Below are 24,657 nucleotides of genomic sequence, written 5' to 3' on the forward strand. Positions count from 1 at the left end.
GGAATACGCACGCAAATAGGACCGTAAATCTTTTCTTTCGACTAATTTCTCAATAACTGGTACAAACTCTGTTTCTACCTGTCCGCTTCGCTTTATACAGACACTCGTCAGCGATGCCAACGATTTGAGCGGTATCTGCTACTGTTTCAGGATAAGTTGCTGATCCAATGGAGACGGTAATGTGAATTGAATCTGTAGAGGAAATCTTAAATCGATGGACCTCTACGGATTTTCTGATTCGCTCTGCGATTACCACGGCTTGTTCCTGTTGACAATCCGGCAAAATTACAGAAAATTCTTCTCCACCATTTCTTGAAATGATATCAAAAGAACGGCTCGAACTTTTTAATACTTTGCCGAGCTCGATTAAAATCCTATCACCAGCGGGGTGACCATACGTATCATTGACATTTTTAAAATGATCGATGTCAATAATCAGTAATGACAGTCTTTCATTTTTGGCAGTAGCCTCACTGATCAGCGTATTCCAAATCGTGTCAAACTGTCGAACGTTATTCAAACCGGTAAGAAAGTCTGTAGTGGATTCCTGCTCATATCTCATTAGAAGATATTGAGTTTTAAGTATGTAGTCAACAAAGAAAATAGCAATGAGACCGCCGACTATGGAAATGATCCAATAACAAGGTATTAAAATTTTCAATATATCTGTATCTTCAATAATCACACTGATGATGATGCTAAATACAATGTTTGAGAACAGGATCATTACAAAGCCTTTTTTGTATGAGTTTAAATCGACATCAACCTTTTTAAAAAATCTATCAATCACCATAAAGCCAACGATTAAAATAATCATGAAAATCGCAGCAGCTGCAGCAGATACCGTTATGCCAAAGATAAACCTTCCGACTATAATAACCAGTGCACCAACAATGGCATGGGGAACTCCAAGAAAAATCACCAGCAACATAACCGGAATAAAACGCAAATCGACAAGTGTTTCCGTACTAACTTGTATGGAGAAATACATTAACAAAACACCTAAAAGTCCTCCTGATAATCCGTCAACTATCACAGACTTTTTGTAGGATTTCCCATCTGAATTAAGTTTTCGCCGCAATTGCAAATAAATAAAAATCAGCGAAATTAACACACATAAATTTACAAATAGATCACCAAATAATGCTAACAATATTGAGTCCCTCCGTAGCTTCATCCGACCTAGAGCCACTTTTTCGTTTCTTTGCTCTTGTGAAGTTGGAAAGCGATTTCTTTATTTCAACGCATACAATTCTAATCTACTTGTAGTTGTTTTTTGGACCTTTATCCATTATAACTTCTACCATATTTGAAGACCCCATCTTAAGTACAGGTCTATTTTCTGAGTTCGTTGCGCTGTAAATTTCCAATGGACTTATAATAACTCCATCTTGCGTGTTATGAAGTATTCCTGGAACACAGGAATACACCCTATCATTATTATTTGCATTCTTGGCGAATACGGTAACCGAGGTTCCGTTATGATTGTCTATACTCATAGACACTTTGTATCTATAGAATGAACCCGTACCATTCGACTGGGCAGAATACACCACAGGAACTACTGCCAGAATCTCATCAGTTAATCTTAACTTGATTACTTCTGTCTTAGTTGATCGGTTATTTCTTGTAACATCCCCCATATGCTCCACTGCTCCATTGCCAAAAATCCTTAAAGGAGGCGTTCCTTGTGCTCCAAACATAGCCACATCTATCTGCTTGCCTTTTTGTGTATAGACTAATGCATATATATCGTAATCTGTTCCAGTCTTCCAAGATACTGTAGCAGTAATTTCTGATGTTTTTTCAATAATAACTGGCTTTTGCCCTTTTTCTAAGCTTATTTTGCCTTTTACCTTTTCAAAGTTTATTGATGATGATGTGTTTTGTATATTTGTATTTTCAGGATTAGCTAGCGTCTTATCAGTTTCTTTTAGCGTTTGTTGTTCAATAATTTCAGGTTCAGAAGGCCTTTTTTGCTCTTCAGGTTCAACCTCGACACCATAATTTTTGCATAACCCTTCAAGTCCAGAATCAAATCCACGCCAAATGGACTTTGCTTTTGTTTGACCGTTCCTTAAATACAATTCTACTACTACAATTCCATTTTCATTTGTGAAGCTAGACCGGGTTAATCGAATACTAGAATTCTCAACACCTATTTCAGCCTTCAAATTCTTTACGTTTGAAAATCCGGTACCGTTGTCTTCTGTAAGAGTTATGGCTATTTTAGAAATACCTTCAGGAACTTTACTCATATCAAAATTAATTTTATGTACTTTTGTATTACCAACTTTCTCAGATGGTATAAGGCTAGCTACGCCAGAAGAACTCTCTGGTTGGTTATAAAATATAATCCCACTATCTCCTTGTACCTTGTCCGAATCAGTTAAAAGAAAAGCCGTCAAGGAGATATCTATCGAATTAGAAATTTCATAGCTAATAACCACACTTCCGTCAGAGGAACTTAAAACTGTATTTGCTCCGATTTGTAACATTTGATTCATTTAAATCACTCTCGATTTCAATTTTAATGGAAGGCATCTCTTTTAATAACCGTCAAATTCTCGTGTGTACCTTCTAACTTCGTTGGTGTCCGGACAAACGTTGTAACCTCAAACCCACTTTCTACTGCCTGCTTTACGACGAACTGACCCACACCGCCCGTTGCACCAAATACGATGATTTTCATCGTACTCTACCTTGCTTTCCTATGATTGGTTTATCTTCTTAAAAATAGCTTATTTATTTTTAAAATCAAGGAATCACCCTTACTTGTGATAATGCTCCCCGTAAGCATGAAATGAACTAGAGCCCCAACAGGATCACTTCTTAAAGTGTATGCCATTTAGGATTCAGCTCATTTATAAAAAAAGGACTCTTTTTCGATAGTGATGACCTGTTTTGTTTCCGCAGCTTCCATGATGCCCAATATGACTTTCAGCGACTTTAGTGCATCCTCTCCAGTAACAATCGGCTCCTGATCCAAACGAATAGAATCGATAAAAGCATCAATAACGCCGCTTTTTGTCTGGTTATCGTTCGTTTGAATCGCTTCCAGCTCATAATTTATCTTTTCGCCCGATTGCATAATGATTTCAAGCTGGTACTGTTCGTTATGATAAATTTTCATAATGCCTTTCTCGCAATAGACGATGGTGCTGTTGTCTTCTTCTCCGTAATACGTCCAGGAGAACGCAGCATTCCCGATACGCCCTTTTCGGGTTGCCAAGCTGCATACCAAATTGTCGCAAACTTCAATCGGTTGACCATTCTCATCCACTTTATGCAAAGCTCCTTGAAACGCGCTTACTTGGACAATTTCGTCGTCAAGCAAATAATGCAGCAAATCGATTTTGTGGATGCCGAGATCCCCGCCAACGCCAAACCCCGACCGCTCTTTTTTGAAAAACCATGTGGACTTGGTTTTATTGATGCCCCAGGCTTCAGGACCTGAGTGTCCGAATGCCGTACGGAACGTCAGCACCTTACCCAATTCCCCGCTGGCAATAATTTCTCTTGCTTTCTGATGTGCGCGTGTAAAACGCTGGTTATGGTCCACCATCAGTTTTTTTCCGGATTTTTTCTGTGCCGCCAGAATTTCTCTCCCATTTTCTACCGTCAATGAAATCGGTTTTTCGCATAGCACATGCTTTCCGCTCAACAGCGCTTGGGTAGAGAATAAGTGGTGATGCTCATTCGACGAACAATCGCTGATTGCAACGATGCTGGGATCGTCAAACAATTCATCGACGCTCTGTGCGACGCTACCGCCAAACAGTTCCGCCATCGCTTGGGAACGGTCGAGATTGCGGTCGTAAAAAACGATTTCATCGACATATGGATTTGCCGTATATTCCGGTGCATGGCGCATTTTTGTAATGGATCCGCATCCGATTATGCCTACCTTGAAGCCCATCCCATCTCCTCCTACTCCAACTCTTCCTCCGCCAACAGCTTAAACCCTTCAATCATGGTGTCTTCTTCCACTTCGATCAAAATGCAGCGTTTGCCGTTGTAATTGACTTGTTTGACGTAACGTAAGTCTTGGGGACTGATCGCAATATTCGCTACTTTTGTGCTGATTTTGATGGATTTTGACGAATAGCTTGGAACGATATGGCTGGCTTTCATTTCGTAGGTTTTGTCTTCAACTACTTGCTGAAAAGCCCTTTCCACTTTTTCCGGACTGACATCTTTTACACCACTTGCCTTCAATACACGTGTAATCTCGGTCGTATCCAAAATCGGCGCACTTTCTTCGCCATCATCACTTTCTTCTGCCACGACCAGCATTTGATTGATTTCATCATATACACCGGCGAGAGTTCTCGAATTCACTTCATCTCCGCCAATTACGGCTTTGACAATTTCTTCAAATACTGCTTTCTCTTCCTCGGCTGTAATGATTTCATCACCGTTCAAGACATTCTCGATAAACTGAAAATCCGGTTTATTCGCTTTGCCTGCTGCATACAAAATGTGGTGAATGTCTGCGGAATTGTCCGTGAAGCTCGGGAACAGGAATCCACCGATTGGCGAAGAAAGTTTAATGACGGGATCGACCAGCACATTCGCCTTATACTCTTTCTCCACAAAATCAAATACCAGCGAGCTTTTCGGCAGTTCGGTCTGGTTCATGCTGCAAAGGATAAACGACGTCTTATACACTTCATCCCGCATATCGATTTCCGTTTCATCGGGCTGGCGTCTCGTTGTTTTAAAATAATTTCCGCGAATGAACGTGACGACCATGTCTTTTTCATAGGGACGGTCTTCCACCATCTTCAAGGCGATGCGCTGCATATTGGCTTTCCATTCAGCGACTTCATCTGCCTCAAGCCCTTCATACAGGAGCCGCTGCGTATGGTCGGCTTGCCCTTCTTCTTGCGGCTGGAACTTCACTTCAAACATCTTGGCATCCAATTTTCCGCCTAATACTTTTTTAAAATTATCAAGAAACAGCTCTTGTTGCTCCCGGTCTAACAAAGAAAACGAGCGGCTCTCCTCGTGAAAGATCTCACTGCTTTCCTGCTGAATGTAGACGTTATAAATTTCAGCAATTTTCAATAAATCGGTATCCAGTTTAAATCGTTTACGAATATCGGCTATTTCTTTTTTATTCATTTCTACTTCCAACTCCCTAACTAATAAAATCCATATGATGCAAAAAAAAGCATCGAAGCTGTAGGTTCGCTTTTGATCCTCTTTTATTATAACAATAGTTAAGATGAGCTGATGAAAACCCAGTACTTCAGACATGAAAAACTATTGATGCTGACTATGAAGCATTAAAGTACGATTTTTTAACACATGCTAATTATGTGTTCTATTTAGAACACTATTTATCTTGAGGCAATAAATAAATTAATTCCCCATTCTCCTCGGCAAGCTGTAAAAAACCTAATTTTTCCAACAACCTTATAGAAGATTTATTTTCGAGTGCAACGCCAGCCTTTATCTTATATTCGCCTTGTTGTTTTATCCACAAAATCATTGAATTGGCTATTTCGTATGCATAACCTTGTCTTTTAACTAAAGGACTTACTGTATATCCAATCCAAAAAGTGTCCGTTACCTTTTTAATAAAAATATCACCAACCAGAGAGTGATCAGCTTTACTTATTACCGCAAACTGCGCTCCACTCTCTACTAAAGGTTCCTTCAATAAGATTTCTTCATATTCTTCTCTCAATAATCCTTTGAATCCTTGAAATTTCATCCATTTCGGATTATTCCGATACAACAAAAAGTCATCAATATCTGCATTAATAAAGTGCCGTACACAACACCTTTCAGACTCAAACAGCAAATTCATGTCACCATTTAATATTGACTCTTTATCCATTCTTAATCTTTCCCTTCAAATTTCGAATGATGCAAAAAAAGAGTATCAAAGCGATAGTTTAGCTTTTGAAACTCTCGGATTAGAACAATGATCAAGATGAGTAATGGGACATAATTAATCCTTACGGAAAACAAAACGACAAGAAAGAATTAATACACTATCCAAAAAAATCAACTTTTACCGTCTCGTTTCAAATGAGCGCTGATGAAGTTGACGCATCAACTCTGCTAGTTCAGCGACAGGACCATCGACTACCGTATCCTTAATAACCTCTTCAATAGCCAAATTTCGAACACGCGACGGTGCCGCGCCCATCTCACTTAACCACTCGGACAATTGCTTAGACGAACTTGCGTAAACGATTCTTCCCAAACCTGCCCAGCCATGAGCCGCTGAACACATCGGACAATGTTCGCCTGAAGTATAAACTGTCGCTTTGCTTCTTTCTTCAAGTGACAGATTATTCGCTGCCCACCGTGCAATCGCAAACTCAGGATGCTGTGTATGGTCGCCTCCTGCTACATGGTTATGATCTTCAAAAAGAACGTCTCCAGCAGCTGAAACAAGAATCGATCCGAACGGCTCATCACCTTTTTCCAATGCCGTTTCTGCTAATTCCACACAATGTCGCAAATACGTTAAATCCGTCTCGCTAATCATTTTTACTCCCCCATAGTGTTTTCAACTCGAGCTACCCTGCTGCTTACCGAAGATGAAATGAAGAATTAGTGCTCTTGAGTATTGGGGCAGCCTTGTAGTTAGTAGATTTGAGAACGAGTTAAGTAGAAATTCCGATCGATGCGTTTTCATATTGCGCAGCCGTTAATACTTTTACAATAAAATGTGCCACATCCGCACGCGGGATGGACTTTGATTTTTCGGGTACGCCCGTCGTAGCTTCTTTGTACTGTCCTGTAAAAGGATCATTGGTCAACCCCATCGGTCGAACAATGGTATAGGTCAGTCCATGTGCTTTAATGTAGTCCGTAGCGGCCCGATGATCGGTTAGCGCATTTTTAAGCATCTTCATGATCAATTTTCCGCTGACGCCTGTTAATTCATTGTGAACACCTGCAGATGCTGTGTAGACGATTCGTTTCACACCATGCTGCTCCATGCCCGTCACAATATTTTTTGTCATCTCTTGGAGTTCTGTTGATTGTTTCATTCCTTGACTAGAACCTAAGCATGACACAACCGCGTCATGACCCGCAATGGCTGCTGAAACTTCCGCTGGATGGAAGGCATTTCCTTTTATAACCGTTAAATTCTCGTGTGTAACTTCTAGCTTCGTCGGTGTCCGGACAAACGCCGTAACCTCAAACCCGCTTTCTATTGCCTGCTTTACGACGAATTGACCCACACCGCCCGTTGCACCAAACACAATGATTTTCATCGTACTCCACCTTGCTTTCCTATGATTGGTTTATCTTCTTAAAAATAGCCTATTTATTTTTAAAATCAAGAAATCGCACTTACTTAAGCCTGTCCGAAATAACTTCCACTGCCTTCACAAATTCTGCAACGAATTCTTGGCGATTAACGGTGTGAAGAACATGCACGTTCGGTACTTTACCTGAACGCTTCGTATAGTCAACAACTGTTGCACCAGCTGTTATACCTTCTAGCGCTACTTCGACATAGCAGTCTTGACCTTTGAAAAACTCTGGTTTCAATAAATACATGACCGCGCAGACATCATGGAAGTGTAGCACTTGATCATAATTTTCTTCATGGAAAGCTGTTCTTTTAATGACGTCCAAATAATACGTCACGAGATGATAGGCTTTCTCCGCAAACTCCGTACCAATGTTCAAAATGCTTTTCGCTTCATCAATTGTTACAAATGCTTTATGTGTGACATCTAAACCACTCATCACAATGGGAACACCCGAACGAAATACAATCTCTACTGCGTGTGGATCCACGTAGGCATTGAATTCTGCCGTCGGTGACATATTGCCCCCTACTGCTGCTCCGCCCATCCATGAGATCCGCTCGATTTTCGGCTTTACTTCAGGATGTGCCAGCAATAGCGCAGCCACATTGGTTAACGGTCCTGTCGCGACAATTGTGATTTTTTCATCGCTTGCCATAATCGTTTCCAACATGGCTGTAATGGCCGGACGTTTACTTACAGGCAAGATTGGTGCTGGAAACTGTACATTTCCAAACCCACTTTCCCCGTGGATATCTTCCGCCACTTCTAATTCACGAAAAATCGGCTGTTCTAATCCACGTGAAATCTCGACATCCGCTCCTATGTAACTTAACAATGCACGTGCGTTATAGTTTGTTTTATCTTGCGAAATATTACCCGAACAAGTAGTGACTAACCGCACATCCAATACTTCATGATTAGCAAATGCTAAGGTTAGCATCATTGCGTCATCGATCCCTGGGTCTGTATCGATAATAATTGGCAATTTAGTCATTAAATAGACCACCTTTTTAAGATTTCTGATTGCGTTCTTATGTCTTAGTATAATCAACATTAACCCAAATATGACTTTTAATAAAGTTCACCGAAATGCATCGAAGTGAGTATACCTTCATAATGACGAGCTTCATTTACATCCATCTTTTCACAACCTTGATCATCTTATAAATGAAAAAACGGATATACGTAATCGCTATATCCGTTTCTCTCTTATTCTTCTAATATTTTAATCATTGCCGTATAGCCTTTCTCCTTCGCATAATCGAGTGCTGTCTTACCTGAATTGTCACGAAGTTCTTTATTTGCATTAAATGTTACTAATTCCTGTACAATTTGCTGATACATATCTGAACCATCCGTTAATGCGACTGCTTCAATCAATGCCGTATAACCAAAATTATTTTGATGATCAATATTTACTTTACCATCTTCTAAAAGTAGCTTCACATTGTTTAAATGTCCTTTTTCAGCAGCGGGTATTAACGTATTGCCCCCATAGCGATTCACAATATTTTGATTGGGTTCCGCATGCTCGATCATATACGTTAAAATCTCTGTTTTTCCTTGTGCGCCTGCATATAGATAGGCACTATCCTGAATACCATCTTGTTGATTGATATCTGCTCCCGCTCTAATTAAAAGTTTCGCTACCTCGATATTATTGTCATGAGTCGCAATTAATAGCGGTGTCTCCATTTTAGTATTCGTTTCATTTATTGGATAGGACGGATCCTGTAAAATTCCTTGGACCTTTTCTAACTCGTTGTTTTCGACTGCTTGAATAAGTTCGCCTGAGTATTGCTTCATATGCTTTTCCCCTTCCTGACTACATCCCGTTACTAGTAATAATATGCTTATGACGATGACGATACAACGGTTCATGTAAAACCTCCTTTAGCTGTGAGATTTCCAGCTGTTAAAGAGCTAGCTGCTGCCCTGAACGGAAAAGCTGCTACTTTGTCCAGACGCGATTGGGATGTTCCATAAAGAATATCAAATTGCTTCATCGTGACAATAACTTACGAGCCTAATGCAATACTTTGCGTGCAACTTTATCAACTATAGTATTTATAAAAAAATTATGAAACTGCAAATTACCATTCAAGCAGTTCCTGCTTTATACTAATCTTACTTACTAGAGGCAGACAGGATGTCCCAAATGGCAAGAGATTTTAAAGAGGCGTTGATCGCGAAAGCCAAATGCTTATCTACCAGTTCGCTGTACTTGCTGAAATACATGGCGATTGTTCTGGTGCCACTATACATCAATTATTTAGTTCTAGATTAATGAAAAGTAAGAAAGGCGATTCCGTTTTGAGCGGAATCGCCTTTTTTGAGCATCAATCAGATAATTTGTTGCATCGACTTTGTAATCAGAACGTTAAAGTCTTCTTCGTATTGTGGTTAGCGAAACGCCTTCTGACAAGTCGCAGGATAGGCTGCCAATGTTAAGTCTCTAACTTGTAGAAAAACTACCTTTAAGAATATTTACTATACATCGTAAGTTAACTAAAAACCTCACTTACTTATGGTACGGTTCACCGTATTGCACCTAAGTGAGGTTTTGAAAAAAATACATAATCTATCCTATTTGTATATGGTAACTTAAAACTGAGCCACCAAAGCAATTGAAAACTGAGCCACTTCTGTAGGAAAATAAACCCTAGCATGATTGTTAGGGGGAAACAGGAGTGATTACATTGAACAAGAAGCAACAGGTGATTCAGCTGCATCTTCAAGATGTCAGCCAAAGACAAATATCCACTGAAGTGAAGGTCTCCAGAAACACCGTTTCAAAATACATCGAAGCTTTTGAGAAGAGCAAGGCAACCGATGTCCGTAACCTGCCGGTTACAGAGGATATCTTATCGGCTCCCTCCTACAAGAAAAGGGATGGGGTAAAACGCAAAATGACAGAGGAGATTATAGACAGGCTCAGAGGATTCATTCAAGACAATGAATGGAAACGCAAAAACAACATGAGCAAGCAACAAATGAAAAAGATTGATATGTATGAAAAACTGCAAGAAGAAGGATATGACATCGGCTATACGACGGTTCGGAATTTCGTCAATATCGAGGAGATGCGAGCGAAAGAGGTTTTTATTCGGCAACGCTATTCAGCAGCTTGGGAAGTAGAATTTGATTGGGGAGAAGTAAAACTAGTAATTGATGGGAAACAGAAATCCTATTCCTTAGCGGTTTTCACCTTGGCTTACAGCAATTACCGATTTGCGCTGCTTTATGAATCCGAGACGATGATCTGTGTGCAGGATGCCCATACCAAGCTGATTGACCACTTAGGTTTCGTCCCATCTGTTTTCACTTACGACAATATGCGAACCGTGGTGAAATCGTTTGTCGGAACAGACCGGAAGATCACGGATGGAATGATCAACCTCTCCAATTATTACGGATTCCGGATACGGCTCTGCGAGCCAAGAAAAGGAAACCAGAAAGGACACGTAGAACGGAGTGTCGAGGTTGTCCGCAGAAAAGCATTTTCATATGATATTGCGTTCGCTTCCCTGGAAGACGCCCGGAAACGTCTAAGCCAAACGATTCAATCGCTCAATAAACGAATCCACCACGAAAAGAAGATCGCTCATGTGGAATTGAAAGAGCAAGAAAAAGCAACAGCTACTCAAGAGTCGCTCCCTCTGCCATTCGATGTTTCGGAAGTCTTGGAATGTCGGGTAGATAAATACAGCACCGTCATGATTAAACAAAATCGGTACTCCGTACCCGAGGGCAATGTAGGCGCATGGATCCGTGCCAAGGTCAGCGCAGATGCAGTCCGGCTCTTTATTAAAGGCGAACTCGTTGCAGAACATCGGAGAAATTGGGGTGTCCATCAATGGGAAATGAATCTCTATCACTACATAAAAACCTTCACAAAGAAAAAAGGCGCTTTAGCTCAAAGTGAATGTTTGAGCCAAGCACCAAATCAAATTAAAAAACTCTTCGAAAACCATTATATCGGAAAAGAGAGAGATTTTCTAGAGCTACTCCTCTATGTACGAGAGAAAAATCAGTTGGATAACGTGATGACCGCTGCACGACAGATTGAGATAAAAGGTCTCGGTGAAATTACGACCGAAAAGCTAATTTTTCTGAGCGAACAAACAGATTTAGTACCTACGGTACCTCTACAAAAAGATGAGACAGTCGAACAGGCGCTTCAAAACATCCAAGCCTTTTCAGCGATGTTCAAACAAGTCGATGAAGGAGTGCTTGAACATGGATAAAAAGCAACAAGTCATTGATATGTGCAAAGAATTACGACTCCCGGGGATCCGTGAGTTGGTTGAAGAAGATGAAGGATTTGAAGAAACGACAGCTGCAATCGAGCTGTTATATACAGTATTAACAAAAGAAAAGAAAGACCGTTGGATCCGATCGAAATCAACACGGATCCGCCGTGCCAACTTTCCGGAGAAGAAACTGCTTGAGGAGATTGAGATCCAAGCGCTGCCCACAGATGCGCAACAAAAACTGCCCAACTTACAGACGCTTGATTTCATTAAAGCTGGGCAGAATGTGATTCTGACCGGTTCCCCTGGCACCGGCAAGAGCCACTTGGCTATCGGCTTAGGAGTAGAAGCCTGTTTGGCTGGTTACAAGGTATATTTTGCGAGTGTCTCTTCCTTGATCAATCAATTGAAAGAAAGTAGGTCCGAACGGACCTTGCGCTCTTTCGAATTGCGCTTTGAGAAGTACGACCTTGTCATCATTGACGAATTGGGCTACATTTCCTTCGATAAAGAAGGCGCTGAATTACTCTTTACGCATTTATCTTTGCGTGCAGGGCGATCCTCGACCATTATCACAAGTAATCTATCGTTTGCGAAATGGGAGGAAGTGTTTCATGACCCCATTTTGACTGCAGCATTGACGGATCGGCTGACGCACAAATCACATGTGGTGAATATGGTAGGTCCTTCTTATCGAATGAGAGAAACGAAAAAATGGCTCGAAAACAACCATTCATAAGTGGCTCAAAATTAAATTGCGTTGTGGCTCAATTTTCATTTGCGAAATACACTATTTCTGAAATTTGTTTATTTACATTTATAAAAGCATGTAAAAGGGGTAAGCTGGCATACTATTGTACACAGAACTGATGTAACAACTATTTATCTATCCATAAGTTGTTGACTTAAAGATCTTATTGGTCCAATTTGTTTTTCAAACATCAAATCCCATATATCAAGACATTCTTTTGCAATATCTTTTATATCAGGTATTGGTGAACCAGAAGTTTCATCATATAATCCAATTATTAACTTAGAAATCTCATCTTCTATTCCATACATATCCTCAACTATACTATCGCTATTTTTTATTAGATGATAACTCATCGATATTATAATATCTTTGTAATCAACTAGTGATTTTGAGTTTTCTTCAAGATAGTGAACAAAAGCATATACTGTTCTTCCACTTAAGCGAGAATTCATTATTTCGATTATAAAATCTTTATCTCTCTTTAAATCAATACGGTTGTCATAAAATAACCTTGAAATCGGCACTTCCAAATCTAATGTGCTTAACTTAAATTCGCATATTATTTCTTTTGCTAATGGATTAAATTTATTTTCATTAAAATAATTAATAGTCATTTGGAGAATCCCACGTGCCTGGGCTTCACTCATTCTATCCACATTATTTATTACTTCCACAAATTCATTTTTAAGAATAAACATCTCAGACAGGCAAAATGCTCCCATTTCTATTATTTTTTCATCTTCAGATTCATAGCATGCTTCAATCACTTTTAATACTCTTTCGCGATATTTCGGATATAGCAAGAAGAGCATATTTTTTGTATCATAAAAGCCTGCTAATCTATGATCTTGCTCATATAGATTTAGGATTTTTTCTGATGCCCAATCTTTTTCAATATTATAAGAAGGCCATAATGCGAATATACTTGCTAGCTTTACCGTTGGATTTTCATCAACCGTTAACTGTTCAATTGTTTCTTTAAATTGTTTAAATAACATACTTTCGTTCCATAATAGCTGTTCTATTGCTTGAGCCGCGTTACCCCTTACACAATTTATCGCATTACTTTGTAGCATATCAAAGCTGCACATTTCTTTATCATCGCGACTAGTTATATTTGGTTTACCAATCTCCGGGTTTTCATGGTTTACTGCAATATCCTTTAGAATGCCCAATATCGCTTGAGACCATTTCACGTTTTTTTTGTTTCGTATTATAGAGCAAATGTAGTTCGCCCGATGTGACATATAATCATATGAAAAGGTCATCATCATTTTTTCTAACAACTTTTCCGGTACATTATCCAAATACTTACTATACGCTACCCCACTAAATAAGAAATCTATATATACATCCATAATCTTATCTTTATTTAAAAGAGCTATATTAATCATTCTTTCAGGTTCTTCTGAAGCGGCATCACCGAAACTCCTTGCAAACTCTTCAATAGAATTATCAATAATTCCACCTGAACCCTCTTTCCAACGGGAAGGACTTTTATGATTAATTTTTGAGTTAGTAACAATTTCAATCCAGTTTTTATTACTTAATTTCTTCCTTGCAACTGGTGAACTTACCGACCCGCTAGATACACCAAAATATTTATATAAGGTTGTTCCGTTAGAGAATTTACGACTTAAAGTACGTATCAGGTCTTTCCTTTGATTACTTATTCGCTCGTCGGGAAGAACTTCCAATATCTCTTTTTGAAAATCACCCCAAAAACTCCAATAAACCGTGTTACCGTTTCTTTCTCTATTGTAATTAATTCTACGCATATAACTATCTTTAGCTTTTGGTGATACATAACGAACAATTTTTTCTTCTAATTCAGTGAAATTATTCTCACTACAGTATTTCGAATGTTTTTTCAATATTTGTTTGGCAATAAATAGCTCATCACCATTGCCACTTGTCTTATCGAAAATATTGCTATTGAGATCACCATATAAATAAGTGATTACAAAGTCACTGTACCTCTCAGGCAATCTATATAATCCATCTAATATGATTTCATTAAATAAATAATAACCTTTCCCCAGGAATTCTTTATAGCTTTCAAGGAATTTTTCCGGTTCTTGACCTATAATTGCTGCATTTGCTTTTTTTATAATTTGAATACAAGCTCTTTCAAGGCTTCCTTTGTGATAAGTTTTCTCTGACCAATCACTATAAAGTAAATTCCCCTCATTCTCAGTAGGAATGTATGGCATTAATAAATTTAGAACTTCTTCTCCATTGTTTATGAAAATTTCAGAGTCTTCATATAGAAACTCCTCTTCATATTTATAAATTATTCTCCCCTTACTCTTAATTTTATTTTCCAATAAGAATGCCAATAGTCGTATTGATCTTATTTCACATTTCTTAAGCATCGACTTTAAATCAAGGTACATATCAGCCATTTGAGGAGATCGGTTATAAAACTTCATTCGTAATTCAAATAATTCGTCTGTATCTTGATTTATGTCATACATAAAAAATTTTGAAAGTTTATTATCATCTTCCTGTGAATTAAATAAATATTTTTTAATGAAATCAATATCATCAGTTTCAAAATTGGGACTCATACTGACAAGTAATTTTATAACAAGTTCCTTTTTCGACGGATCGTTAAGCCATTTGTCTAAAATCCCATATTCCCTAAGCAACCTAATATATTTTGGTCTTGAATATATTACGTTGTTAATAAGGGGATTATTGTAAATTTCATTTTCACAGTTATTCACGATAAAATATTTTATATTTTCATCTGGGTTTTCTATCTGATTTAATACTTCCAAGAATACGAATTTAACAAAATGCCGAATTTGCTTCGCTTCAAATATTCTTTGTCCTGCATTAATAAAATCCTGGCTATCGAACTCATATAAATTTTGCATGAACATTTGCACTTGATATCTTCTTCCGGGAGTTTGTTTTTCTTTACTTCCAATAATATCTATAACATCTTCACCTTCATAATATCTCTTCAACATTTTTTCAGCTAAAAAACAGTCTAATATAGATTGGTGAGCAAACGAAACTTTATTATCGTGAATTATTAAGAAGGCATTTGAAGATAGAAATTCTAAAGATGATTTGTTTTCATTTAAAATAGTTAAAGGAATAAATATTCTACTAGTTCTTTCTAAAAAAGTTACCATTTTATCTTTAATCTGAATTAGATTGGTTTCTTCCAATCCATATTCAAAACATTTGTATGATAACTGCTTCCACCATTCGGACACCAAATGGCTTGCGGTAGCACATTCCTCATATATTTTAGTTGGATCTAGCTGTTGCCATATAAACAAATTACTTGGAATTTTTAGCATGTCTTTTAGTTTAGAAGTTAGTTGCTCATAACGCTTCCCAACAGTACTTTTTACTAAATCCTCATCTAACTCATTAACTTGAACCCTAGACCATTGAATGACTTCCTCATCCAAATCACCTTTTTTAAATAATGATTTTATATTATTATCATTTTCCAAGTCATGTGTTCGACATACGAAAACGATGGATATTTTATTTTCCCTCTCAATATTCAATCTCTTAACCTGATTTATAATCTCGGCGCATACCAATAATGCATCTCTAGAATGTGCCATAGTCCAACGTAGTACATCCAATTGATCTAAAATAATTACTGCTCTCTCATTTTTAGAAACACTGTGAATAGAATATGTAACCGATGCAGGTAATCCTAAATCTCCCCCCCACTTTTCTGCAGTCTTGCTAGGAATCCGTTTATCTAATTTAATTGCCAAATATGGTAGCGCTTTTTCTTCGCAAAAGTTAATAATATCTAACGTGCATCCACTTTTTCCTCTACCAGCCTTTCCATGTATTATCAAAGAGTTGCCTGAATCTATTGTTTCTCTGCACATGGAAAATTCTTTTCGATTGATTAACCCACTTTCTAATGGAATAAACGCTGCTTTATATTCTTGATTTAATTCCATAAGTCTGAGCTTTATTCGTTCATCGACATCAAGGTTTTGAAAATTTCCTAGCAATGATTCTTCACCAAATTTTTCTTCAATAGTTTTAGTAATGTTGCCTTCTGATTTACTAATTGACTCATCGACCATTGAAAGAAATGCCTTATCTTTAATGCTTAATAATGATTCACGAAAATCAATTAGTGTATCGAATAGCTTAGAAAAGTACTCTTCAAAATCATCTGGTTGTTTAATGGGTATATGCTTGTATTCAGCTTTCTTATAATTGACAAATTCCACAGCTTCTTTTCCCAATTCCTTGGTTATAACTTTAAGATCTTCTCTTGAGACATTGTAAGCATTAAATATCCTTTGTATTATCTTGATACTAATATGATCCTGTTCTAAAAAATGCACAAAATGATTGCTATCAACCTCAGTGTCATTAAATTTCTGATTGAAGTCATTAATTTTATCCTCAATTTCTTTAATTAATTTTTTTTCCTCCCTATTTGTTAACCCACTTGATAAAATATAACCTGCAATATTTGGTGCTATTAAAGTTCCTGCTATGTATGTTAAAGAGCTCATTTTCTACCCCCTATTCGATGCATATAAACAGTTCTATAAAAAAAGGTGTCCCTCACAACAATAACTCAGATTATCCACTGCAATTGTATGATTATTCCATCTAGCCCTTGCTATTGCAAGGGCCTTTGCATTTCCATAAATCATTTGTGAATCGTGCGGGTGACAGTCACCAAATGGGAACTGCAGATATTCGAGCTCAAATCCCTTATTGAAATTTAATTTTAATCTATCTTCTTATCCAAAACTCATCTACAAAGTAATTTCTAATGAACGATAAATTAGAAATTTGATTGTTTAGAGTCTTGTTACTTTAGTTTTTGTCTCTATCATTTAATTTAGCCGCGAAATAGGTTCCAACGGCACCAGTGACTAATACCAATCCACCGATAGCCAATTTTTCTACAGTATCCTTCCATTCTTTTCTTGCTTTATCGACCTGTTCTGTTAGAAAGCGTAGTTCCCCATAAATCATCCCCATTTCTTCTTCAGTTATATCTTCTTTATCTAATCTTTTAAACAAGTGATCTATTGTAGATTGATGGACGGATATCACCTTATCGTGTATTTTCTGATTTTGATCAGAAAGATTCACAATAAAATTTAATATATCTTTTCCAAGCTCTGGAGTAGCCATTAATTTAGCTCTAAATGCTTCGTCAAACTCCACTATTTTTTCTTTTGATAATTTTGCTCTTTGATTAAACATTTCCATACTCGTTAGAACATCTTGGTAGTCATCTTGTGGAAAATCAATATTCTCATTGGCATTCTTATTTTTACTTTTCATTTAAAAAATCCCCTTTTAATCGATTTGATCTTACATCATAAGCTATGTTTTTCTTACGATAAGGATTGATAATTATGTAAATTATAACACCATAAGAATCAGTATAATCAGATTTAAGTATGGTAAAAAATAAGCCCACAAATCTAGATCAAAGATTTGTGGGCTTATTCTTACCTAACAAGCATGATGCGGGTTCTCCATAACCTATATATACGAAAACAATCCAAAATTTCGCACTTATTTATGATAAGGCTCACCGTGATGTATCAAAGTGAGGTTTTTAGTCTACCTCTAAAGTGCGAAACTTTTTTCAAGGTTAGCCCGCCCTTGCTCTGATGGTCATTACAATCTTCATTTTCAAAAAACAACACGTAAGCTTTTTCGTTATTGAGAGAACTCGGATATACAATACCGTCAATTCCAGAGTTTCTATATTTAAAAACATATCTAAAATATTCTGTAACAATTTGTGTAGGCACATAGTCCACATGCTCTCTGCCATCTTTTTCAATTGGTTTTGTAAAATCATTTAAAAAACTATAAAAGAATTTTACTACCCAACGTTTTTCTCGTTCCTCTTCATCAAAGATGCTAGGTAACTTTGGTAAAGACGTTAAATCTAGTAACATTAATTTTTCATTATTAACAAATTCACCAATACTTGCTACCACGTTCTCACCCGGTCTATATTTCACTTCCAGTAAAGCTGTTTCTTCACTTTCTGCTCCATAAAACATCGGAATCCCAGCTGGACTCATTCTATTTGAACTTTCCGCATAATCTTTTGCCGGTGTTCCAATTTCTTTTGCTTTATGAAACAACTCACCCTTTGAAGATACGCGGGCTCTAAAAAATTTGCTCGATGCTATTGGTTTAATCAACTTTAATTCCTCAACAAAACCAGCTATATTATCCAAAATCTCATGTGGTACTACTCGTTGCTTTTTGTTACCTGAGTGATAGGAGCTATTCAAAAATAGATAACGCATACTATGTTTTACTTGTTCAGAAAAATCGTTCCATGTGTAAAATAACTCTTCGTCCCGCGTTGAGCCATATGGGTCAGATTTACACCACATTGTATCCATCAATGCGTCTCTAATGTCTTTAAATAAACAGTCTGTATTTATACCAACTTCACCATATAAAACATTTTCAGTGAAATCCCATCCATCATATATTTCAACCCCTAGATATCCACCTTCCCTTGAATCATAGCCTACACCTTCGTCGTTAGGGTCTCCCCATTCAAATTTAATACCTGTCATAATAAATTCCATTATTAAATCAATGTCAGCAGCTAAAGTACATTCACCTTCAGCGCCACAATAATCACATTTATCAGCAGTTGCATTTTCTTCAATACAATTCTGAATATGTATGTCAGAAACACATTCAGAACACACGAATTTATCTCCGAGGGTACTAAAACCTAACTCATTTTGTCTGATAAGCAAATTTTTATGATAACCCATTATTTAGCACCATCCTCTAAAACATCTTATACTCATTCTAATTTAATTGTATTTTGTAGCTTTATATTTTGTTTCAGTTAGAAAAGGACTGTATTTCTATGTTCCAGAGCATGATACTTAAAGAAATTAGGAAAATAAAAATGACCTTTACCAAACTTAATGGCTTTTTCTATAAGTATCACAATCTTACATCGACTACGTAAGCTCTCACTTCCCTTACGTTATCTGTTAGTTTTTCAGCTTGTTCATCAAAAAATATTTTCGCTTCTTCTATAGATACCTTTGGGATTTTTCTTCTCCTATTTTCATCTTTCCACATTTCACTATCAAACCAACCAATGAGATAAAGTCCATATTTGCAAGTGTTATTTTTTAAATATCTATCTACAAGTTGTGTTTCCATAGCAGTTTTTAGTTCTGAATGCCAATTTCCTTTTACCTCTACAATTACACTAATAATTTCATGACTGTCTCGGTCTGGTTGTTTTAATATAGCATCTACCTGCAGATCTGTTCGTTGCCCTTGAATATTACCAGTTGTCTTACGAATCTCGACTTCTCTATTAACAATAATACCTTTTCCTTTAAGGTCTTCTATAAAATGCTTTTTAACATAATCAGAAAACTCGTTTTCTGTGCGAGGATTAAATTTTTTCTCACCTAAATCATTCCATAAAAAAACATTTTCCGGTGTTTCCCCATGCAGTTTTTGCTCGAATCGTTCTAAAGAGTCTTCTATAACATCTAATAATTGCTCTCCGCTTTGCACAAAACGAAAATCTTTATTGCTTGTTAAGTTTATAATATCAATAGGAGTAGGCGGCGCCCAAGTACGGCGACGGGTCTTATTTTTTGCTTCTATAAGAATTGGTCTTAACCATGTCGAATCTTCAGGGAAGTGTTCAATAATACGAGCTATTTCATCACAAGACTTGAGAGTACCTCTATTTTCTAAACTTCGTAATAAAGAATTACGAAAATCAGCTATTTCTTCCCTTGGTGTTACAAAATGTGCTACATCTTCATTCGAATAATCTGGATCTCCTGAAAAAGGGAACTGTTCTAGTAGCCATATATAAAGGTCTCCTAATATCTCTTCTCCCATGTGAGAAGTTTCGCGCATTGTACTTGCAATAGAAAACATAACCTCATGCCCGAATGCTCTGTCTTCATGAATAATTGGCCATGCTTTCTCCCATTCAGTGTCTCCTCCATGGATTAGCAATTCTCGTATAGCATTTACAGTCTTTGCTCTTCTTTTTTCTTCAGTAGGTAAAGGATTTGTAAGAAAGGAACGAGTAAAATTAATTGCATCAACTACTCGCTTTTTAAAAAGAATTCTTAGCATTGAATCCATAGATCCTACTGCTAAATTCTCGTCTTCTAGTTTACATAAAATGTTCTGGGTTATTTGATCATCCCAACACTCTTCTAAAGCATTGATAATAAAAATGTAATTAAATTTTTGATTCTCTCTATCTACTAAGATAAGCACTAAATCAATTACTTGATCCGGAATGCAAGTATATGCCAAGTTTACTATTTTACTACGAGTTACTTCCTCTTCACTACCTGTTGATATTGGGCACACCAAAATAGCCGGTAACCACTTCTTCCAAACCTCTTTAGAAAGAGTGGATAAAAAATCAGCATCGTACTTTAAAATTAATGAAAGGGCTTGATATCCTGCAAATGCTGGCCGATGAATTACATCTACTTTGAAGGATTCTTTCTCGTCAATAATTGCTTTTAATATATAAGTTTTTGCTACTTCTATAATACGAATTTTGGTTGATTCACTAACGATTTTCCAACCTTTTAACATTGTTAAATCAGTGTTTAGTTCATCTATAGATCGACCTTCTGAATTATGAGCCATATAAAAATTTAGTCTCCACCAATCATCAAGTGACCCTGCTTCAATCTTATCTAAGTAGCTTGAAACCTCATTCTCTGTTAGAAAAGAGACTTTAGAAGGTTTATTATTTTCTATTAATCTTTTCCTTGCTTTGCTTTTTGACTCTCTTTCTCTCATCTTCTGTGCTTCTACTGAATTAAGTAAAATGGGCTCGAAAGATTTTTTACTTAAGACTTCAAGAGCCGGGGTTTCCTTTGATACTTTATGAATCAATTCAATCTGCATGTAGTTAGAAACTTCGAAAGTATTCCAAATTAATTGTGCCCATATATCTTGTTCTATTTTGTTCTCTGTACTCAATAGACATGAAATTAACCAAGAGATATCTATTGCAGATATCAGCCGAAAATCTTGAATCTTTTCAGCAATTTTTTCTTTGTCTTTAATGTTATTGAACATGGCTAATATTAAAGCATGCCGTCTTTTATCAATAGTTCGAATCTCTTCAAAAATACTTAATTGATCAAAAAGAACCAATCTTGAAAACATTGCTTTAGAAAAAGGATTAATTATATTCCCAACCTCTAGATGGTTCCAAGATTTCTGTAAAATTTGATTCACAAGCTCTTTAAAACGATTTTCTAAGTCATGAATTGAAGGTTGTTCAACTACCCAATCTAATGCAATAGGAAGATCTTCAATATGAATTTCACTAATCAAATTTTGCGACAGAAACATATCATATGCGCCAAAGTAATTCTTTTGTTTTTTAGGAGTCAAAAGCTGAAGTAATTCTTTTACCGTAAGATACTTAGGCCACAGTGCATTTAATGCAATGCCTTTTAAACCATCTCTAGGATCATCTCCAATTTCAGAATTGGCTAGAGGTAATAGTTTCTTAATATGAGATGCTTCCCCTATTTCTTTGACAGCCCACGCAGCCTGCTCTCTAATAGGTAAAAGTTCACTTGCGTTAAGGGCTAAATCTAACATGATAGAATTTAAATTCGTTAACCTACAAGATTTAGCTATCTCTATCGCTTCTCTTTTAGCAAATATAGATTTACTTCCATCCATAATAAACTCTTTCAACTGTTCTTCCAAAGCAGGATGGAAAAGATTGGAATATCGATACTGGTTATCAAAATTCCATTTCAAAATTTCCCCATCTTCCAATTGTTTTAACAATTCTTCTACTAAAATCTCTTTATTGTCATTACTAGTATTACTAATGTCACTCCGGAGTAAAACAAAGGGATCTCGTTTGACAATCACCTTATATATATCGTCACTCATACTAGCTAACCAAGCAGAAACTTCGTGTAATTGCGGTACTAACTTACGGTCTTGATCTTCTGGATGTTCAATTAAATTTAATATTTGTTTTACTGATAACTTTTTTTCAATCAAATACCAAGCCGCTAAAAATTCAGCATATGTTTGATGTGTCCAACCAAATCGATTAACTCCTCTAGATGTAAACAGTCCAGTAGATAAGGTGTCCACTAAATTGGATTCCTTTTCAACAAGATTTTCTTCTAAATGAAGTTGTCCTCCATATGACAATTCTTGTGTAGTAACGTCTTCTTTAAGTACATTTCCAAAATCCAAGCCTCTCCATATAGCATATTTATTCGAAAAGACAGTTACTGCTGCAATTCGAGAAGCGACTTGTAAACGCTCGCGACTAGTGAGCTGCTCTTTCTTATTCAGTTGATTTTCATTTGTCTCTTCACATAATAATTTACAACCTGATAAATAAATTTCCTTTCGAGTAGCAGGAAGTTTTCCATCTTTTTTATAGTTATTAATAAGTAAAAGAAGTGTAATCGGCTTTATAGCAAATGAAATAGCTTCATTTATTAGAACTTCATGTAAAAAAGCTTCACTATTCAACTCATTCTTCAATACGGCTTCTACTACATCTTTTCGACGTAGAGGTGCTAATTCAAAAATCTCGACATTCTCTTTTCCCCATAATTGAATCAATCCCGCTTCTAACGAATTAGGCCAGTCAGCAGTTCTGGAAGTAACACGAAGAAATAGACGATCGATAGGGCAGTTTCTAAACTCTTTAATTAATATTGATGTTAAATAATCTGCTTCTAACAAACATTCGTCTAGACTATCCAGAAAGAGGTACAAATTATAGTCGCCCTCTATCCACTTTTGAAAAAGTGGATGATCAAATAAGCTACGGTAAAGAGTGTAATCCGTTCCGCAAGAGCGCAAATCAACAGACATAGTTATTGTAGCTTTATGAAAGATTTCTTTTGCTTCTTCGATTGCAAATGTCTTTCCAGAACCAGGTTCTCCTAGTAAACCCAAACACTGTTTCTTAGAAATCACCTCATATGAAACTACGTCGGGGTTATAGATTCTTCCGTATTGGGAGTCGGGGTCATAAAGATAACCACTGTCAGTTAGGTTTATAGAGCCAGTTCTTGGACACCAAAAACGCTTCCATTCATATATTACTTTTTGCAAGGCTAAACCACCTCTACTTTTCCATTACTTATTAAAATTTAGTAGTATTTGAAGGCTTATCAAAAAACCCCAATTGGAACTGTTTCACAGCTTGAAATGTAACTGATTATGAACTGAAATTAGAGAGAAAATAATACCTTCCCCTGAACCCATCTATTTTCTTATTCATAAAATACCTCTCCCTTTATATTTTCTAATAACTCATATCAAAAACAAATCCACTTTCATCTTGAAAGAAAGCGATAAATGAATCCTGATGTTCATTTATGGCGGTATACAGGAACTCCAAATACTCCCCATCCATTTCGAAAGTTCTTCCCTCTACATGTGTGACGATGCTATATTCCATGAATCTATTAAAATCATATGGCTTATCCAAACCTTCTATAAGTGGTAAATCGGAATTAGCTGGTCGAGTAATCACAACTACCTCATAGCCCATTGCACGAGCATCCTCGACTGTATGAGTTTCATCAGGTCCAGCTGTACCAGACTCGCCTGAATATCGAACGCCATTATAAAAACCTTCTTGATTTGGGTTTAATTCTAAATCATACTTTGCAGGTCTTTCTTCTGTCGCAGTTTTTTCCTTTGCAATTTCTTCCTGTTCTACCTTTTCTTCTTCTGCTACTTTCTTCTCTGAATCTAGAGCTGATTTGATGTCTTCCTGTAGCTTTTTAACGTCCTTTTTGATCGGCTCAAAAATCAACTGTTCCGATTCGTGTTTTAAAATGTTATCAACCGTTTTATTAGCTTCTTTATATTCTTTGTTTTCGAATTGCTTCAATGCTGCTTCATATCCCTCTGTCAACTCGGCTAATGTTGTTTCGAGGTCTTCAATTGACGCTACAATATCTTTGGATTTTTTAACCAGTGCGGACGATCCATCTTCTGTGTTAATAACCTTCTCAGCTTTTTCTGTCGCAATGTCAAGATTGCCTTCCTCCATTGCTTTTATAGCTTCTTGATGATAGACAGTTTGATCCAGTAAAGCCGTTGCTTTTTTATCGTTACTTTTTTCATCTATTGCTAGCTCAAATGCACTTTCAGCTTTCTGATATTCTTCACTGGCTATGTAATCTAACCCTTTATGCACAGCATTGTTATAAGCTTCATCGTTACTACATCCAGCTAACAAAATAAAAACAAACAAACTGCTAATCAATAATTTTCTCATAAAATTCCCCCATTAAAATAAAAAAAGTAACAAAAATATTACATATAACATCCTTGTCAT

Annotated in this window: 18 protein-coding genes; 3 read left to right on the forward strand and 15 right to left on the reverse strand. The window is 36.7% G+C overall.

The features are described 5' to 3' along the window. Positions 1–49: 49 nt before the first annotated feature. From BBH88_RS18075 to BBH88_RS18115, 10 genes are all read right to left on the reverse strand, one after another. Positions 50–1,153: a GGDEF domain-containing protein gene (locus BBH88_RS18075; protein ID WP_006830589.1), complete on the reverse strand. Its 1,104-nt coding sequence runs from the start codon at positions 1,151–1,153 to the stop codon at positions 50–52. A gap of 106 nt (positions 1,154–1,259) precedes the next feature. Next, complete coding sequence (locus BBH88_RS18080) at positions 1,260–2,507, reverse strand: TerD family protein (RefSeq protein WP_006830588.1); 1,248 nt, start codon at positions 2,505–2,507, stop codon at positions 1,260–1,262. A gap of 23 nt (positions 2,508–2,530) precedes the next feature. Further along, the gene (locus tag BBH88_RS19055; protein WP_006830587.1) at positions 2,531–2,692 is read right to left on the reverse strand and encodes an NAD(P)H-binding protein; all 162 of its coding nucleotides are present in this window, start codon (positions 2,690–2,692) and stop codon (positions 2,531–2,533) included. Positions 2,693–2,860: 168 nt separating this feature from the next. Further along, on the reverse strand, positions 2,861–3,919 hold the full coding sequence (locus tag BBH88_RS18085; protein WP_065536363.1) for a Gfo/Idh/MocA family protein: 1,059 nt from the start codon (positions 3,917–3,919) through the stop codon (positions 2,861–2,863). Between the two features lie 11 nt (positions 3,920–3,930). Beyond that, positions 3,931–5,127, reverse strand: a complete 1,197-nt coding sequence (locus BBH88_RS18090) for a DUF4317 domain-containing protein (RefSeq protein ID WP_065536362.1) — start codon at positions 5,125–5,127, stop codon at positions 3,931–3,933. Between the two features lie 214 nt (positions 5,128–5,341). Beyond that, positions 5,342–5,848 carry a GNAT family N-acetyltransferase gene (locus tag BBH88_RS18095; protein WP_083387814.1) on the reverse strand — a complete coding sequence of 169 codons (507 nt, stop codon included), beginning with the start codon at positions 5,846–5,848 and terminating at the stop codon, positions 5,342–5,344. 177 nt (positions 5,849–6,025) lie between these two features. After that, entirely contained in the window at positions 6,026–6,508 is a 483-nt protein-coding gene (locus BBH88_RS18100; protein WP_065536361.1) for a nucleoside deaminase, read from the reverse strand. Positions 6,509–6,626: 118 nt separating this feature from the next. Beyond that, positions 6,627–7,244 (reverse strand): NAD(P)-dependent oxidoreductase, encoded by a 618-nt coding sequence (locus tag BBH88_RS18105; RefSeq protein WP_006830582.1) that lies wholly within the window; start codon positions 7,242–7,244, stop codon positions 6,627–6,629. Positions 7,245–7,323: 79 nt separating this feature from the next. Further along, positions 7,324–8,283, reverse strand: a complete 960-nt coding sequence (locus BBH88_RS18110) for a nucleoside hydrolase (RefSeq protein ID WP_065536360.1) — start codon at positions 8,281–8,283, stop codon at positions 7,324–7,326. Between the two features lie 215 nt (positions 8,284–8,498). Next, on the reverse strand, positions 8,499–9,170 hold the full coding sequence (locus BBH88_RS18115) for an ankyrin repeat domain-containing protein (protein ID WP_065536359.1): 672 nt from the start codon (positions 9,168–9,170) through the stop codon (positions 8,499–8,501). A gap of 277 nt (positions 9,171–9,447) precedes the next feature. On the opposite strand from BBH88_RS18115, the gene BBH88_RS19860 reads away from it, so the two are divergent. From BBH88_RS19860 to istB, 3 genes are all read left to right on the forward strand, one after another. Next, positions 9,448–9,576, forward strand: coding sequence for a hypothetical protein (locus tag BBH88_RS19860; protein WP_269147316.1), 129 nt, complete (start codon positions 9,448–9,450; stop codon positions 9,574–9,576). Between the two features lie 412 nt (positions 9,577–9,988). Beyond that, on the forward strand, positions 9,989–11,536 hold the full coding sequence (gene istA, locus BBH88_RS18120; RefSeq protein ID WP_456291191.1) for an IS21 family transposase: 1,548 nt from the start codon (positions 9,989–9,991) through the stop codon (positions 11,534–11,536). Further along, positions 11,529–12,281, forward strand: a complete 753-nt coding sequence (istB, locus tag BBH88_RS18125) for an IS21-like element ISSau9 family helper ATPase IstB (protein ID WP_083387728.1) — start codon at positions 11,529–11,531, stop codon at positions 12,279–12,281. The genes istA and istB overlap by 8 nt, the downstream gene beginning before the upstream one ends. Positions 12,282–12,424: 143 nt before the next feature. Here the strand turns inward: istB and BBH88_RS18130 are convergent, their stop codons facing one another. The 5 genes from BBH88_RS18130 to BBH88_RS18150 form a co-directional block, all read right to left on the reverse strand. Continuing rightward, on the reverse strand, positions 12,425–16,813 hold the full coding sequence (locus BBH88_RS18130) for a hypothetical protein (protein WP_065536358.1): 4,389 nt from the start codon (positions 16,811–16,813) through the stop codon (positions 12,425–12,427). A gap of 310 nt (positions 16,814–17,123) precedes the next feature. Continuing rightward, the gene (locus BBH88_RS18135; RefSeq protein WP_065536357.1) at positions 17,124–17,600 is read right to left on the reverse strand and encodes a hypothetical protein; all 477 of its coding nucleotides are present in this window, start codon (positions 17,598–17,600) and stop codon (positions 17,124–17,126) included. Positions 17,601–17,866: 266 nt separating this feature from the next. Next, positions 17,867–19,075 carry a HEPN-associated N-terminal domain-containing protein gene (locus BBH88_RS18140; protein WP_065536356.1) on the reverse strand — a complete coding sequence of 403 codons (1,209 nt, stop codon included), beginning with the start codon at positions 19,073–19,075 and terminating at the stop codon, positions 17,867–17,869. 178 nt (positions 19,076–19,253) lie between these two features. Then, the gene (locus BBH88_RS18145; protein WP_065536355.1) at positions 19,254–23,420 is read right to left on the reverse strand and encodes an NACHT domain-containing protein; all 4,167 of its coding nucleotides are present in this window, start codon (positions 23,418–23,420) and stop codon (positions 19,254–19,256) included. Between the two features lie 193 nt (positions 23,421–23,613). Further along, entirely contained in the window at positions 23,614–24,597 is a 984-nt protein-coding gene (locus tag BBH88_RS18150) for a hypothetical protein (protein ID WP_065536354.1), read from the reverse strand. Between the last annotated feature and the right edge of the window lie 60 nt (positions 24,598–24,657).

The sequence above is a fragment of the Planococcus antarcticus DSM 14505 genome (assembly GCF_001687565.2).
GTDB classification, from domain to species: domain Bacteria; phylum Bacillota; class Bacilli; order Bacillales_A; family Planococcaceae; genus Planococcus; species Planococcus antarcticus.